The 16,743-nt window shown below is 43.0% G+C and carries 10 protein-coding genes; 7 read left to right on the top strand and 3 right to left on the bottom strand.

Going from position 1 to position 16,743, the window contains the following annotated elements; genetic code table 11:
• Window positions 1–19: 19 nt before the first annotated feature.
• The 7 genes from rpsG to AC3IRT_RS14070 all read left to right on the top strand — a co-directional run bounded on the left by rpsG (window position 20) and on the right by AC3IRT_RS14070 (window position 10,455).
• A complete protein-coding gene (rpsG, locus tag AC3IRT_RS14040) occupies window positions 20–487 on the top strand; it encodes a 30S ribosomal protein S7 (RefSeq protein ID WP_489393837.1) in 468 nt (155 codons plus the stop codon).
• Between the two features lie 132 nt (window positions 488–619).
• A complete protein-coding gene (gene fusA, locus AC3IRT_RS14045; RefSeq protein WP_489393838.1) occupies window positions 620–2,743 on the top strand; it encodes an elongation factor G in 2,124 nt (707 codons plus the stop codon).
• 84 nt (window positions 2,744–2,827) lie between these two features.
• Window positions 2,828–3,133, top strand: a complete 306-nt coding sequence (gene rpsJ / locus AC3IRT_RS14050; protein WP_066753028.1) for a 30S ribosomal protein S10 — start codon at window positions 2,828–2,830, stop codon at window positions 3,131–3,133.
• Between the two features lie 122 nt (window positions 3,134–3,255).
• Window positions 3,256–3,855, top strand: coding sequence for a sigma-70 family RNA polymerase sigma factor (locus AC3IRT_RS14055; protein ID WP_489393839.1), 600 nt, complete (start codon window positions 3,256–3,258; stop codon window positions 3,853–3,855).
• Between the two features lie 129 nt (window positions 3,856–3,984).
• Entirely contained in the window at window positions 3,985–4,953 is a 969-nt protein-coding gene (locus AC3IRT_RS14060; protein ID WP_489393840.1) for a FecR family protein, read from the top strand.
• 144 nt (window positions 4,954–5,097) lie between these two features.
• The gene (locus AC3IRT_RS14065) at window positions 5,098–8,670 is read left to right on the top strand and encodes a SusC/RagA family TonB-linked outer membrane protein (protein WP_489393841.1); all 3,573 of its coding nucleotides are present in this window, start codon (window positions 5,098–5,100) and stop codon (window positions 8,668–8,670) included.
• A 12-nt stretch (window positions 8,671–8,682) separates the two neighbouring features.
• Window positions 8,683–10,455 (top strand): RagB/SusD family nutrient uptake outer membrane protein, encoded by a 1,773-nt coding sequence (locus tag AC3IRT_RS14070; RefSeq protein ID WP_489393842.1) that lies wholly within the window; start codon window positions 8,683–8,685, stop codon window positions 10,453–10,455.
• Between the two features lie 114 nt (window positions 10,456–10,569).
• Here AC3IRT_RS14070 and AC3IRT_RS14075 read toward each other — a convergent pair whose 3' ends face one another.
• The 3 genes from AC3IRT_RS14075 to AC3IRT_RS14085 form a co-directional block, all read right to left on the bottom strand.
• Window positions 10,570–11,208 carry an outer membrane beta-barrel protein gene (locus AC3IRT_RS14075; protein WP_489393843.1) on the bottom strand — a complete coding sequence of 213 codons (639 nt, stop codon included), beginning with the start codon at window positions 11,206–11,208 and terminating at the stop codon, window positions 10,570–10,572.
• A gap of 133 nt (window positions 11,209–11,341) precedes the next feature.
• A complete protein-coding gene (locus AC3IRT_RS14080) occupies window positions 11,342–13,594 on the bottom strand; it encodes an NADP-dependent isocitrate dehydrogenase (protein ID WP_489393844.1) in 2,253 nt (750 codons plus the stop codon).
• Between the two features lie 55 nt (window positions 13,595–13,649).
• Complete coding sequence (locus tag AC3IRT_RS14085) at window positions 13,650–16,742, bottom strand: efflux RND transporter permease subunit (protein ID WP_489393845.1); 3,093 nt, start codon at window positions 16,740–16,742, stop codon at window positions 13,650–13,652.
• Between the last annotated feature and the right edge of the window lies 1 nt (window position 16,743).

Here is a 16,743-nt window from a genome sequence, read left to right on the forward strand (position 1 = left end):
TTAAACGGAGGAAAATAAAATGAGAAAGTCAAAACCAAAAAAGAGAATCATTTTACCTGATCCGAAGTTTAATGACGTCCAGGTAACGCGTTTCGTAAATAACATGATGTTCGATGGTAAAAAATCTATCGCATATTCTATCTTTTACGATGCAGTAGAATTAGTAGAATCAAAAACTCAAGAGAGCGGTCTTGAAGCTTGGAAAAAAGCATTGAACAACGTGATGCCAGCCGTAGAGGTAAAATCACGTCGTGTAGGTGGTGCTAACTTCCAAGTTCCTATGGAAGTTCGTCCAGATCGTAAAATCGCTTTGGGTATGAAATGGTTAATTTCTTATGCTCGTAAACGTGGTGAAAAAACCATGTTCGAAAAATTAGCAGGAGAAATCATTTCAGCTTCTAAAGGTGAAGGTGCAGCTGTGAAGAAGAAAGAAGATACGCATAAAATGGCGGAAGCTAACAAAGCGTTCTCACACTTCAGATTCTAATCGTGAAAACAACGAGAATCTAATAAGGCATACGCCGGCTTTGACATCCCGCAAGGGTTTGACAAAGCCGGTGTACTTATTTAAAAACATTGAACAAAATACAGGCATTAAGCCTATCGCTTTAAAATTATTATGGCAAGAGATTTAAGATTAACTAGAAATATCGGTATCGCTGCCCACATCGATGCTGGTAAGACTACAACGACAGAGCGTATTCTTTACTACTCTGGCGTAAACCACAAAATCGGTGAGGTTCACGAAGGTGCATCTACCATGGACTGGATGGAGCAAGAAGCTGAGCGTGGTATCACGATCACTTCAGCAGCTACTACTGTTTTCTGGAACTACCGCGACAATAAATACCAAGTAAACGTTATCGATACACCAGGACACGTTGACTTTACCGTAGAGGTAAACCGTTCTTTGCGCGTATTAGATGGATTGGTGTTCTTATTCTCCGCAGTAGACGGAGTAGAGCCACAGTCTGAGACTAACTGGCGCTTGGCAGACAACTATGCTGTACCACGTATCGGTTTCGTAAATAAAATGGACCGTTCTGGTGCTGACTTTTTGAAAGTAGTTGGCCAAGTAAAATCTATGTTAGGTTCGGATGCTGTTGCTTTGCAATTGCCAATCGGTGCTGAAGACACATTCAAAGGTGTAGTTGATTTGATCAACAACCGTGGTATCGTATGGAATGAAGAAGATAAAGGAATGACTTTTACAGAAGTTCCTATTCCAGAAGATATGTTGGATGAAGTAGCTGAATACCGCGAAAAATTACTAGAAGCAGTAGCTGGTTACGACGAAACTTTGATGGAGAAATTCTTCGAAGATCCAAACTCTTTAACAGAGCGCGAAATTTTAAACGCGTTACGTGCTGCAGTATTAGATAACTCTATCGTACCAATGGTATGTGGTTCATCTTTCAAAAACAAAGGTGTGCAAACCATGCTTGATTTGGTGATGGAATTATTGCCTTCGCCAATGGATTCTGAAGGTGTTAAAGGTACTCATCCTGACACTGGCGCAGAGTTATTGCGTAAGCCAGATGTTAAAGAGCCTTTCGCAGCTTTAGGTTTCAAAATTGCAACTGACCCATTCGTAGGTCGTTTGTGTTTCATCCGTGCATACTCAGGTAAATTAGATGCTGGTTCTTACGTATTGAATACGCGTTCAGGCAACAAAGAGCGTATCTCTCGTATCTTCCAAATGCATGCTAACAAGCAAAATCCTATCCCTTTCATTGAGGCAGGTGATATCGGTGCTGTAGTTGGTTTCAAAGACATCAAAACAGGTGATACTTTATGTGACGAAAAACACCCAATCGTGTTAGAGTCTATGAACTTCCCTGAGCCAGTTATCGGTTTAGCTATCGAGCCAAAAACGCAAGCTGATATGGACCGTTTAGGTATTGGTCTTGGTAAATTGGCTGAAGAGGATCCTACGTTTGTTGTAAAAACAGACGAAGAAACTGGTCAAACAGTTATCTCTGGTATGGGTGAGCTTCACTTGGAAATTTTGATCGATCGTTTGAAACGTGAGTTCAAAGTAGAAGTAAACCAAGGAGCTCCACAAGTATCTTATAAAGAATCTATCAACGGTACCACAGAGCACCGCGAGGTATTCAAGAAACAATCTGGTGGTCGTGGTAAATTTGCTGATATCAAAATCGTTATCTCTCCAGCAGATGAAGATTATGACGCAACAAAATCTCCGCTTCAGTTTGTAAACGAAATCGTTGGTGGTAAAATTCCTAAAGAATTTATCCCTTCTGTTCAAAAAGGATTTGAGTCATCTATGGTAAACGGTGTATTGGCCGGGTATCCATTATCAGGCATGAAAGTTCGTTTGATTGATGGATCATTCCACGCAGTCGATTCAGATGCGCTATCTTTCGAGTTAGCTGGTCGTCAAGCATACCGTGAGGCATTGCCAAAATGTTCTCCAGTATTGATGGAGCCAATCATGAAAATCGAAGTGTTGACTCCAGAAGAGAACATGGGTGATGTAATGGGTGACTTGAACCGTCGTCGTGGTCAGATGCAAGGTCTTGACTCTCGTAACGGTGCACAGGTAATCAAAGCATTAGTTCCACTTTCTGAGATGTTTGGTTATGTAACTCAATTGCGTACGATTACTTCTGGACGTGCTACATCTACGATGGAGTTCGATCACTATGCAGAAGCGCCTCGTAACGTCGTAGAAGATGTAGTCGCGAAATCAAAAGGTAGAGTAAAAGGTTCTGTAGAATAATACAGTCCTTCCTAAAATAAAACCCGGTCGCCAGTTGTTAATAGCTCTAATTGGCGATCATTTTTAACATTTAAACAATAAACAATGAGCCAAAGAATCAGAATCAAATTGAAATCTTACGATTACAACTTGGTTGACAAGTCAGCTGAGAAAATCGTAAAAACAGTAAAACCTACAGGTGCAGTAGTAAGCGGACCTATTCCATTGCCTACTGAGAAAAAAATCTATACCGTTTTACGTTCACCACACGTTAACAAAAAAGCGCGTGAGCAGTTCCAATTAAGTGCTTACAAAAGACTATTGGATATCTACTCTTCTAACTCGAAAACAGTTGACGCGTTGATGAAACTTGAATTGCCTTCAGGCGTTGAAGTGGAAATCAAAGTGTGATCGATTTTCAATCTGAAAAATCTAAAAGCTTCCAGTCCTACTGGGAGCTTTTTTCGTATATAGGATTTTGTGGTTTGTAACAAAAATTATATATATTTATCATTACTTATTATAATCAACCTATGCAGAACTCTAAACTAACCAACGAGATGCTGCTGTCCATGTTAAAAAAGAGCGATCACAGCGCATTTGAAGAGATTTACCGGCGTTTTTGGCGATCATTATTTAGACAGCTTTATGCTAAATCCGGAGACATGGAATTAGCTGAAGAGCTCACGCAAAAAATCTTCGTTTCTCTTTGGGAACGACGTGCAGATTTGCAGATTCAGTTTCTGCCCTCCTATCTTGATGCGGCCGCCCGATTTAGTTTTATCAATCACCTCAGATCAGTCATTAAAGCAGAACGCTTTGCCAACGTAACCAAATCTGAAGAAGAATCGCAACAACAACACAGCAGCCTAGACGGCTTGGCCGCTAAAGAACTGATGACACAACTCTATGATGGATTAGAACAACTTCCTCCAAAAACAAGGCAAATATTTGTAATGAGTCGACTAGAATACCAGCCCATCAAAAAAATTGCGCTGGCACTGCATCTCTCCGAAAAAGCAGTAGAATATCACATTACTAAATCGTTAAAGTCGTTACGTATCATCCTACGCGACTACCTTGCTGTGGCTCTTCTCGCTACAAGTGTTAGCATAACACTTATTTTTTCTTAAACAAAGGAAATAAAAAATAATTTCAATTTCTTTTAGGGATACATCGCACTTGTGCTACTTATAGAGTAGATCGCGAGATTGAAATCTGCTTTCGCTAACCTATGTAAACATTATAAACTGACTTTTCTGATGAGTCGCAAACAATTTCAAGCAATACTGCAGCGGTACCTGCAAAGAACCTGCACGTCCGAAGAAGCACGCATGATCGAAAAATGGTACGACAGCCTTCCTGAAAAGGAAAAATTATCTTTGCACGAGGAAGATTACCAAGCCATGGAAGAACGCCTGTGGCACAAGATTTCGCAAGCCAAGTCGGCTTCCAAACCAATCATCAAATTATCCCAAACCTCTTATACCTGGATAGCTCTCGCAGCCGCTCTGCTATTGCCCATTTTAGTGTTTACATTTTGGCAACCAGCAACAGCGCTAGAAGTTGTACGCAATGATGGCAACGATACCATACGTGTAGACTTACCCGATGGATCGATCATCCAATTATTGCAAGGTGGTAGTTTGACTTATGCTGCTGAATTTTCGCAGCGGAAAGTATCGCTCGAAGGAAGTGCCATTTTTGATATTACGAGCGATCCGCTACGTCCTTTCCGAGTATTGCACGGTAAGATGACCACGCAAGTACTTGGCACTCAATTCCTGATACAGGATACTGATAACGAGCAAAGCGAAGTGATCGTGTACTCCGGCAAAGTTCAGGTGACACAGACCTGCCACGACACTTCCTTGGCACTCCGTCTTTTTGCAAAATCGCAAACCAACGAGCTTACACTAACCAGCAATCATCGCGCGGTATTCAATAAGAAAAGAGAAACCCTACAAGCTACCATCGTAGAAAAACCAAAACCTGTCTTGTTAGATAAAGCACTGCTCGCCCAAGTACGCTTTCAGGCCATTGATTTACCGAAATTGGCCAACAAGCTTAGCAAAATCTATGAGCTAGACATTCGGGTAACCCCGACCCACACCAGCACCACATTTACCGGAGATTTGGACAACCTAACGCTCTTCGAACAACTGGATTTGATCTGCGCTGTAACGGCCACGCGTTATGTAATCCACGATCGCCAAATTTCAATTTTATAACCACTAACATTTAAACACACATTTATGATAAAAACAAAAACTCAATTCTTATCCGGCAGTCTTCTAATCTGCCGACAACGAGGTGAACGAACAGATGCACATCTGATCGAAAAAACCAATTGGTAAACATAAAAACCCAGAATTATGAACTTCACAAAATACAGTTCCAGATTAGTCGCCATGAATAGAAAAGCGCTCCGCTGCGGCTTGCTATTCTTAGCGCTGGTGATCGGGGCAAAATCGCAGGCTGCGGAAAGCGAAAACCCAACGCATCAAAAAGTGACACTCACTGAGAAAAAAATCAGTTTGCAACGGACGATTAACGAAATCGAAAAACAGACAGAAATCAAATTTGTCTACAGTCCATCGATATTGCAAACAACGCGTATGCTCGATCTGAAAACGACAGACTGGGTGCTTGGTCAGCTATTGAATCAAATACAAGCCGACCTCCAAGTGCAATACAAATTAGAAAACGAAAAAATTCTTCTCTTACGCGCTTCAGCACAAAGTACCATTCGCGGTAAAGTAGTGGATGCCACAAGCAAACAAGGCATCCAAGGTGTAGGCATCACCGTGAAAGGCACGAATGTAAGTACGCGTACGGAAGAAGATGGCAGCTTTGAGATCACCGCCAAAAGCGGCGATGTGCTTACGTTTGATTACATCGGTTATACGCAAAAAGATGTACCCGTAACATCTGCAACAGATAATTACACGGTGCAACTGAACGAATCTACGAGCAATCTGGATGAAGTCGTCGTAACGGGTTATGCGACACAACGGCGTAAAGACCTGACTAGTGCGGTTTCTGTGGTGAACGTTTCGGAGATGAACCGCCAACCATCTGGCCAAATCAATAATCAATTGCAAGGACAGGCTTCCGGCGTAACAGTTACTGGTTCAGGCCAACCCGGTCGCGAACCAGAAGTTCGCATCCGCGGTATCAATACCTTTGGTAACAACTCCCCTTTGTACGTTGTAGATGGAATTCCGATCCAAAACATCGTGGATTTGAATCCGAATGATATCGATCAGATGCAAGTGTTGAAAGACGCGGGTTCAGCTTCCATTTATGGTGCACGTGCTGCCAACGGTGTTATTATCATTACCACCAAAAAAGGAAAGCAAGATGGTGAAGTCCGTGTGAATTACGACATGTTTTACGGAAGTCAGCGCCCGATCTCAGGTAATATTTGGGACATCGCTACACCGCTCGATAATGCTCGCCTAACTTTTCAAGCGCAACGCAATAGTGGTGTTGCTGTAGGCAGTGATCTATATGGCTCTGGCGCCGAACCAAGATTACCAGACTACATCGCGCCGCAAGGCGCTATGGAAGGAGATCCGCGTGTGAATCCTGCATTATACAATGTAAATCCTAATTACTTCGATCGGAATGCCGGAGATTTTTACCGCATCAACCGTGCTAATCATGCCGGTACGGATTGGGCAGATGAAATCTTTGAAAATGCGCCTATTATGAGCCATAATATCGCGGTGAGCCACGGTAACGAAAAAGGGGCATTCTTATTCTCGGCAAACTATTTTGACCAACAAGGAGTTTTGAAAAACACCTATATGAATCGCTACACCATCCGAGCGAATTCCAATTATAAAATCGGTAACCGAGTACGCATTGGAGAAAACATCACCTACTCCTTACGGCGATCTCCGCAAACGGAAGAAGGATCGATAACTGACGGATTAGGAAATGATGGGATCGGCGATTTAGATGAAGGTAGCGCCATCGGAATGAGTTTCCGTCAGGCACCCATCATTCCGGTTTACGATATTATGGGAAACTATGCTGGAACTGCAGGTGGAGGATTAGGTAATGCACGAAACCCGGTAGCGATCGTGGATCGTACACGTAACAATCGCAGCCAGAATAACCGCCTCATCGGTAATGTATTTGCCGAGGTAGATCTATGGAAGAACTTTACTGCACGTACTGTATTCGGTGGAGAAATCCTTTCGGGTCACTCGCAACGCTTCATATTTCCGCAGTACGAAAACTTAGAAAATGAAGTAGCCAATGCCTACACGGAAAATTCTACCAATGCTTGGAACTGGACCTGGACCAACACCATCAACTACAAGCAGAACTTTAATAATATCCACGACATATCGGTGGTATTAGGTACGGAGTCTTATCAAGAAAACTTCCGGTTTATGGAGGCCAGCACACAAGGATATGTATCTTTCGACCGTGATTTTGTCGATCTAAACACTGGGTTCGGTGCGCAGACGGCTCGATCGGCAAGAGATGCTTCTACGTTGTCTTCTTTAATTGGACGTGTTGACTACAACTTTAAGCAGAAATATTTATTGGGATTAACATTACGCCGTGATGCCTCCTCCAAATTCCTAAATAACCAATCGGGTTGGTTCCCAGCCGTTAGTGCTGGATGGCGCATATCCGACGAGAACTTTATGGCCGATACGAAAAATTGGCTGAATGACTTCAAGATTCGAGGTGGTTATGGAGTAATGGGAAATCAGTTGAACGTCAACTCGCGTAATTCCTTTAACACTTTTGTAGGTGTGCGCCGCTCGTCTTATTATGACATTACCGGTTCTGGGAACAGTACCGTGCTCGGTGTCCAACCATTTCGCATCGGAAATCCCGACGCCCGTTGGGAGAAAAACATCAACACCAACATTGGTTTCGATGCGACGTTATTCTCCCAGTTGGAATTAAACGTAGATTATTATACCAAAGTAATCGACGACTTATTATACAATCCAGAACTTCCTGGAACAGCAGGACGGGCATCGCAACCATTTGCTAATGTGGCACGGATGAAAAACTCTGGTTTAGATGTAGCGATCACTGGAAACTTTAAGCTAGGACCAGAGTTAAAGCTGACTACCACAGGTACATTGACTACGTATAAAAACGTGATTCAGAACGTCTCTCAAAACAGTGATTACTTCGACGTAATAGGATCGCAATACCGCTTTAACGGTAGTTATGTAGTTCGAAATTCTGTAGGCAATCCAATGGGTTCATTCTTCGGCTATCAAACGGAAGGTTTCTGGAACTCACAGGAAGAAGTAAACGCAGCCAATGCAGGTGCAAGAGAAGTCTCTGGCAACCCAGAAGCGCTCTACCAAACAGATATCGGTGTTGGTCGATTCCGCTATGCGGACATCAATGGTGATGGTATTATTGATGCGAATGACCGTACCGTCTTAGGAAATCCAAACCCGAAAATGAGTTATGGACTTAACTTAGGGCTTACGTATAAAAACTGGGATTTCAGTGCGTTCTTTTATGGCGTTGCAGGTAACGATATCTGGAACAACGTACGTTGGTACACCGATTTCTATTCTTCATTCAACGGTAGTGCAAACAGTAATACGGCTGTATACAACTCTTGGACACCTGAAAACATGAATGCCAAAGCACCAATTCAGGAACTAACCAGTTATGCCAGCACGAAAGATGTGCCGAACTCCTATTTCGTCGAAAAGGGAGATTATCTGCGTCTTCGTAATGCGGCACTAGGCTATACATTGCCAGAGGAATGGCTAACACGTGCCAAGCTTAAGCGAGTTCGTATATATGTACAGGCTGCCAATATATTCACTTTAACCAAATATTCGGGACCAGATCCAGAGATTTCAGGTTCGACCACCGCCTTTGGTATTGACCAAGGTACATACATCACACCGCGCCAAATATTATTTGGATTGAATGTTGGTTTTTAAACACACCATATTATGAAAACGAAATTATTATCGATTATACAATGGGGATTATGCAGTAGCCTACTTATTACTGGCTGTAGCAAATCATTCCTAGATCAAGCTCCGATAGGAGAACTGACTGAAGAACAGCTCAGCAATAAAGTTGGGGTCAATTCGCTATTAACTGGAACCTACTCGGCATTAGCAGCAGCACGGAACGACGATGGTCTCGGTGGTGGTGGCCCTTGGGAATCATCTCCCGATAACTGGATTTATGGCAGTGTTGCCGGTGGTGAAGCGCATAAAGGAAGTGATGGAGGAGATCAGCCAGCCATCAATCAAATTGCGCGACTAACGCAGGATGCGAGTAATGGTTTTTTCAACAATAAATGGAAATCTTCTTTTGAAGGAGTCAGTCGCGCCAATCAGACCTTAAGGTTCTTGGGTCTTGCTACGGATTTAACGGAAGAGGAACGTACGGAAATCGCGGCTCAGGCTCGTTTTCTGCGCGCACACTTCTACTTCGATCTGAAGAAAATGTTCAATCAAGTACCATGGGTTGATGAAACCAGTGAAAGCTATTATCAACCTAATACTGCTGATATCTGGCCACAAATTCAGGCAGATTTTGAGTATGCTTTTGCTAACCTTCCCGCAACTTTTGCGGAGATCGGTCGCGTGAATAAATGGGCGGCAGGTGCGTATTTAGCGAAAACACTTTTGTATCAGAAAAAATTCACAGAAGCACGCACAATCTTCACCGATGTGATCACGAATGGGGTAACCGTCAATGGCATTCGCTACGACCTCGTACCATTTAGAAACAACTTTGACGCCGCAACTAAGAACAATGCAGAGTCGGTATTTGCGATACAGATGGTAGCCAATGATGGAACAAACTCCATTACGTTTGCCAATTCTGGAGGTAAACTGAACTTTCCGTATGAAAGTCCATTCCGTTGTTGTGGTTTCTACCAGCCAACGCAAGATCTAGTCAATTCCTATCGTACTTCGCCAACGACAGGATTGCCTTACTTGGATAACTATAATAGCACCGCCGTGGCCAGTGATATGGGCATCGCGTCTACTACTGCATTTACACCGGATAATACCACACTCGATCCGCGATTGGATTGGACCGTCGGAAGACGTGGAATTCCTTTCCACGATTGGGGATTGCATCCGGGACGTAGCTGGATTCGCGAACAAGTGAGTGCAGGACCTTATAGCAATAAAAAGAATATTTACTGGCAAGCTACGCAGGATATCTATTCTGACCAAAGCTCTTGGGCTCCGGGTACCGCCATTAATGTTTTGGTGATTCGCTTCGCGGATGTGTTGCTGATGGCAGCGGAAGCAGAGGTACAAGGAGGCGGATCTTTGGCTCAGGCGCAAACCTATGTAAACCGAGTAAGAGCACGTGCTGCTGAGCCTACAGGCTGGTTGTACAGCTATATCAACAATGCTGCGCCACTGGCTGGTTTTAATGCGACTCCTGCAGCCAACTATGTGGTCAACGAATATCCAGCAGGTTACTTTTCTTCACAAGACTTGGCTTTAAAGGCCATCTATTTTGAGCGGAAATTGGAATTAGCGATGGAAGGACATCGTTTCTTTGACCTATCTCGTTGGGGAATTTTGCAAACGGCCATGAATGCGTTCTATCAGTATGAGGGCACCATCACCACGGATGTACGTGGTGCAACAGCCATATCGCGAACCAATTACTTCCCAATTCCACAAAATCAGTTAGACTTAAGTGTAATCAGTGGAACGGCTACTTTAACCCAAAATCCAGGATATTAGGATTTTGAAATAGCAGTAATAACTATTTTAACAAAACAAGCCCGGCCAAATGGCCGGGCTTGTTGTTATATAATTTCTAAAAGCCTGATCAGCTTTTCTATATTAGTTGAAATACTATAATTTAAATGTCAAACCAAAGCTTCCTGTTGCGAAGAAATTACCAAAATTATTGATATTGGTTGTGAAATAAGAATCTCTTTCCGCGTTAGGTGATTTCTCTTTCTGTGTTCGATATTGAAGTACATCTGCAAAAATAAAATTAATAGCGATTTTTTCCGTTAGGAAAAAATTAGCACCGATACCTGCATTGACGTTAAATCCATTAAATCTCGCATCTAGGGTTTCAAAACGTTGCGACTCAATACGAGTACGGCTAGTCAAATACTTGGCTCCTAGTTCTGTATAGGTTTTGAAGCGAGATCCAACTTCTAAAAAGTAATACCGACCAAAAGCCCCAGCGCCAAATATATTTGACTTATTCGTTTCCTCCGTTGGTAGATCAATATTATTGGTTCGAGAAGTAGACCCAGTATTTAGGTCAACACCTAGCGCAAATTTATCTGAAACAAAAAATCCCGCCTTCGGATAGAAATTGAATTCCCTTGTTTTACTGTTGGTATTTTTGTGATCTGCACTTAAAGCACTTAATGATCCTTCCAAAATCACATTTCCTTTTTCAAACCCATAATCTTGAGCAGACCCAATAAAAACAAACCCCGCAATAGCGGAAATGGTTAATAATATTTTTTTCATATCAATTAGATAATTAGTAGATGTAGCTGCGAAGATAATAAATTTACCTGATTAAGGAATTTAAAAGTGTATATAAACAAAGAACGCGGTGAAATCACCGCGTTCTTTGTTTATATACTAGGATTCTTTATATCTAGTCCGTCACTAATTGCTTCGAATTGGATGCACTATCGTATAACCCATCGATGGTCTTATTCAATGTAGCCGAAGGACGCATCGCTTGAGAAGCTAACTCATCTTTCGGGAAGTAGTAGCCACCAATATCTTGTGTTTTACCTTGCGCATCAATCAGCTCTTGATTGATTTTTGATTCGTTTTCCGCTAACACCTTTGCTACTGGAGCAAAACGTTCCGCTAACTCCGAATCCGCAGTCTGTGCAGCCAAAGCTTCAGCCCAGTAACTTGCCAAGTAGAAGTGTGATCCTCTATTGTCTAGTTGACCTACTTTTCTCGCTGGTGATTTATCATTAGCCAAGAATTTAGCATTCGCTTGATCCAACGCATCCGCTAATATTTGCGCTTTTTTATTGTCTTGCGTTTGTGCTACATGCTCAAAGGAAGCTTGCAATGCCAAGAACTCACCTAATGAATCCCAACGTAAGTATCCTTCTGTGACAAACTGATCAACGTGCTTTGGTGCAGAACCACCTGCCCCAGTTTCAAACAATCCACCACCATTCATCAATGGTACGATAGAAAGCATTTTAGCAGAAGTTCCTAATTCTAAAATAGGGAACAAATCTGTTAGGTAATCACGTAATACGTTACCCGTTACTGAGATTGTATCTTCCCCTCTACGAATACGATCTACCGAAAATTTCGTCGCTTCGATCGGTGCTAGGATACGAATATCCACATCGTTGGTATCGTGATCTTTCAAGTAATGTTCTACCTTAGCAATAATTTCACGATCGTGCGCACGATCTTTGTCTAACCAGAAAATAGCTGGCGTATCGGATAACCGAGCCCGATTGACGGCTAACTTTACCCAGTCTTGGATTGGTGCATCTTTGGTTTGGCTCATACGGAAAATATCACCTTCCGCAACCGCTTGCTCTAATAGCACTGCACCTTCATTATTTACCACACGGATCGTACCTTCATCCGTAGCTTGAAAAGTCTTATCATGTGATCCGTATTCTTCGGCTTTTTGCGCCATCAAACCCACATTCGGAACGGATCCCATTGTAGTAGGATCATAAGCGCCATGCACCTTGCAATCTTCGATAACGGCTTTATAAACGCCAGCATACGAACGATCTGGAATGATCGCTAATGTATCGCGCTCCGCGCCATCTTTGTCCCACATCTTGCCACCGATACGAATCATCGCTGGCATAGATGCATCGACGATCACATCAGAAGGTACGTGTAAGTTGGTGATTCCTTTATCCGAATTCACCATCGCCAAATCAGGTCCTGCTGCAATGGCTGCTTCAATAGCTGCCTTTACGTCATTTTCTTTGTCGTGGCCAGCAATCTTGCTGTATACTTCGCCCAAGCCATTATTGGTATTTACACCTAACTCTGCGAACAATGATCCAAACTGATCGAATACATCTTTGAAATATACTTCGACAATTGCCGCAAAGATAATTGGGTCAGAAACCTTCATCATCGTTGCTTTCAAGTGTGCTGACAACAATACGCCGGAGGCTTTAGCCTCCGCAATCGCAGCTTGCACGAAAACTTTTAATTTCGACACACTCATTACCGATGCATCAATGATTTCACCTGCTTTTAGCTTAGCAAAACCTTTTAGTTCTTGGACAGTACCTGCTGCATTGACAAATTCTATCTTGAACTGCGTATCGCTATCCACTGTCAAAGATGTTTCCGAACCGTAGAAATCTCCTTCGGACATAGAAGTTACTTCCGTTTTGCTATCATTTGCCCAAGCTCCCATACGGTGGGGATTGGCTTTTACATAGTTTTTAACGGCCTTAGGAGCACGACGGTCAGAGTTACCTTCGCGAAGCACTGGATTCACAGCAGAACCCAATACCTTCGAATAAGTTGTTTTTATGTTTTTTTCCTCTTCCGTTGTCGGAGTATCTGGATAATTAGGAATAGCATAACCTGCTTTTTGCAATTCAGCAATCGCATTTTTTAGCTGTGGCACTGAAGCCGAAATATTTGGAAGCTTGATGATATTCGCCTCGGGCGTTGTTGCCAACTGACCTAATTCTGCTAAGGCATCAGCTGTTTTTTGATCTTCCGACAAAGAGTCATTGAAATGAGCTAAAATTCTACCAGCTAAAGAGATGTCTTTTAATTCGACCTCAATATCAGCTGTTTTGGCAAATGCTTGCACAATTGGCAGGAATGAATAAGTGGCCAACAAAGGCGCTTCGTCTGTTTTTGTATAAATAATCTTAGATGACATAGTATCTTTTTTGTAATCACCTCAAAGATAGCAAAATCATTAGACATAGCCCGTTTTACCGGTGAGTTTTCCGATGCGCAAAATAGAAAACAACCGGTAAAATGGTGAACGAAAGAATAAGACAGATCAGTAATCCGCCTACAATCATAATGGCTAACGGTTTTTGGATTTCGGATCCCATTCCGGTAGATAGAGCGGCTGGCAATAAGCCCATTGACCCCATTAAAGCAATCATCACGACTGGGCGAATACGACTACGCACACCTTGCTGAATGGCCTCAATAAGGCTGTATTTGTGATTCAGATTGTCTCGAATCACACCGATCAATACAATACCATCAATCGTGGCTACACCAAATAAAATGATAAATCCTATCCCCGCTGAGATCCCGAAAATAGTGCCGGTAATCCATAATGAAATAAAGCCACCAATAAAGGCGAATGGCAAGGTCAGTGCGGCTACTGCCGTATCCGTAAAATTACCAAAGTTGAAGTACAACAACAGTAAGATAAGCACTAAAGATACTGGCACTACCAAGCTTAATTGTTGCGCGGCGCGCTCTTTACTTTCAAATTCGCCTGCCCATTCCATGTGGTTTTCTTTCGGCAGTTTTACCTCATTTGCTACCACGCGTTTGGCATCTTCGATGGTGCTTCCTAGATCACGACCTTCAATGCTAAATCCGACACCGATGTAGCGACTATTACCCTCGCGGTAAATAAATGCCGGCCCGGTATGATAATCCACCGTCGCAATTTCTTGCAGCGGAATATTTTGTCCGTTACTGGTTGGAATCAAGATGTTACGGATTTTTTCTGGCGTATCTCGATAGCCTTCTTCAAACCGCAGCACGACATCAAACTGGCGATCTCCCTCGTAAAATTTTGTCGCCGCCTGTCCACCAATCGTCATCGCGATCACCGCTTGTACATCATCCGTAAATACGCCATATTTGGCCATCTCCGAATCGTGCAACTGAATACGCAACTCGGGCTGCCCAATATTTTTGTACACGTTGATATCCGTTATGCCACGTACCTTTTCGATCGAAGCCGCTACCTGATTGGCATAACTTTCCAAGTCATTGAGGTCATCTCCAAAAATTTTAATAACAAGCGAACTTTTCACGCCGGCCACATATTCCTCGACGTTATCTTGAATCGGCTGGCTAAAGCCGAAATTAATGCCTGGATAGCGGTTAAGCTTTTCGCGAAGATCTTGAATGATCTGCTCTTTGGAAACACCTCTCTCCCACTCACCATCATCTTTGAGCTGCACGTTGAATTCTATATTAAAAAACCCAGTCGGATCGGTACCATCGTTGGGTCTACCCGTTTGAGTAAGAATAAAGTCGATCGCATCACTGCTCTCGCGCATCATCTGCTTCATCTCCTTTGTGAGCCGCGTAGATTCTTTGAGGCTAATGCTATTAGGCAAAGTTGCCCGAATATAGATCGCTCCTTCATTGAGCTGCGGCAAAAATTCGGAACCGTAATGCATAAACTTCAGCACACAAATACTCAAAATACCAACAAATATAGCAATGGTCGCTTTTTTATAGCGGAATGCCGCCGCATACATACCATATATATTGCGTTGGAAAAAGCGCGTAATCACATTTTCTTTCTCCTCCACATCCTTCGTAAATAACAGCTTACACATAGCCGGCACGTACGTTAAGCTCAATATTAGAGAACCAAACAGCGCATAACCCAGTGTAAATGCTAAAGGCGAAAACATCTTGCCTTCCACTTTTTGGAAAGAGAAAATTGGCAGCAAGGCAACGATCAAAATCAGCAAAGCAAAGAAAATATAGGAAGCGACGCTACCGGCGCTTTTCTTGATTATTCCCATCTTACTCATCTTTGCAAAGCGTTCTTTGCCGACTTGGTGCGATACCGTGGCCAGTGCCACAAATACCGTCTCCACAATCACCAGCGTACCTTCGAGCAAGAGTCCAAAATCTAGCGATCCCATCGAAATCAGATTGGCGGGCAAACCCTGAATCTTGAGCATAATAATGGCAAACAGGAATGCCAATGGAATCACGGATGCCACAATGAACGTGGATTTCCAATTGTACAAGAAGATGAATACAATTAATGAAACCAGTAGCACGCCTTCAATCAGGTTTCGAGATACGGTATGCACAGTATTGTCTACCAACTTAGTTCGGTCAATCACCGTTTCCATCTGCACATTATCAGGTAGGATTCGTGTGTTGAGCTCTTCGATCTTGGTTTTCAATCGTTCGATGACTTCATTCGGATTCTCCCCACGTAGCATGATGACGATACCTTGCACCAAGTCATCTTCGTCGTTATAGCCCACTTGTCCTAATCGAGGTTTGTTTGAAATCACGACATCCGCTACGTTCTTGATTAGTACAGGCGTAGATCGATTGAGCTTGATGGTAATATTACCAATATCTTCGATTTTGTCTAGAAGTCCCACGCCGCGCACCACATAGGCTTGATCACCCTGCTGGATCACATCGCCGCCCACGTTGATATTGGAGCGCGCTACCGCTTCGTACACATCCAGTGGTGATAGATCAAAGTTTTTTAATTCGGTGGGATTAATTTTGATTTCATAGATCTTCTCTTCTCCTCCAAAACTTACAATATCGGCTACGCCAGATACGCTCAAGAGTTCTCTTTCAATCACCCAATCTTGGATGGCCGAAACCTCCTTGATCGGAAGGTCGCTTTTGATGACATAGCGAAATATCTCTCCTGTGGCGCCAGATGGCGGTTCGATCTCTGCATCTACATCGTCGGGCAGGTTGACACCATTGAGCTTATTGGCTACATATTGCTGTGCATAAAAATCATCCACACCATCTTCAAACTGCACCGTAACGACTGAAAGACCGAATAAAGAAATCGAGCGAATATGAGATTTCTTTGGAATGCTATTCATCTCTTTGGAGATGGGCAACGTCACCAATTTCTCCATCTCTTCCGCACTTCGGCCAGGCCATTGCGTGATGATGCGAGCACGTGTATTGGTGACATCGGGGAAAGCTTCTATCGGCGTATGCCGCAATGCGTAGACGCCTGCAAAAAGCAGCAGCATCGTACCAAACAAAATGAGTGTCGTGTTACGCAGTGAAAAGGTAACAATCTGTTGTACAAACTTTTTCATG

Source organism: Sphingobacterium sp. KH_072, from assembly GCF_057837975.1.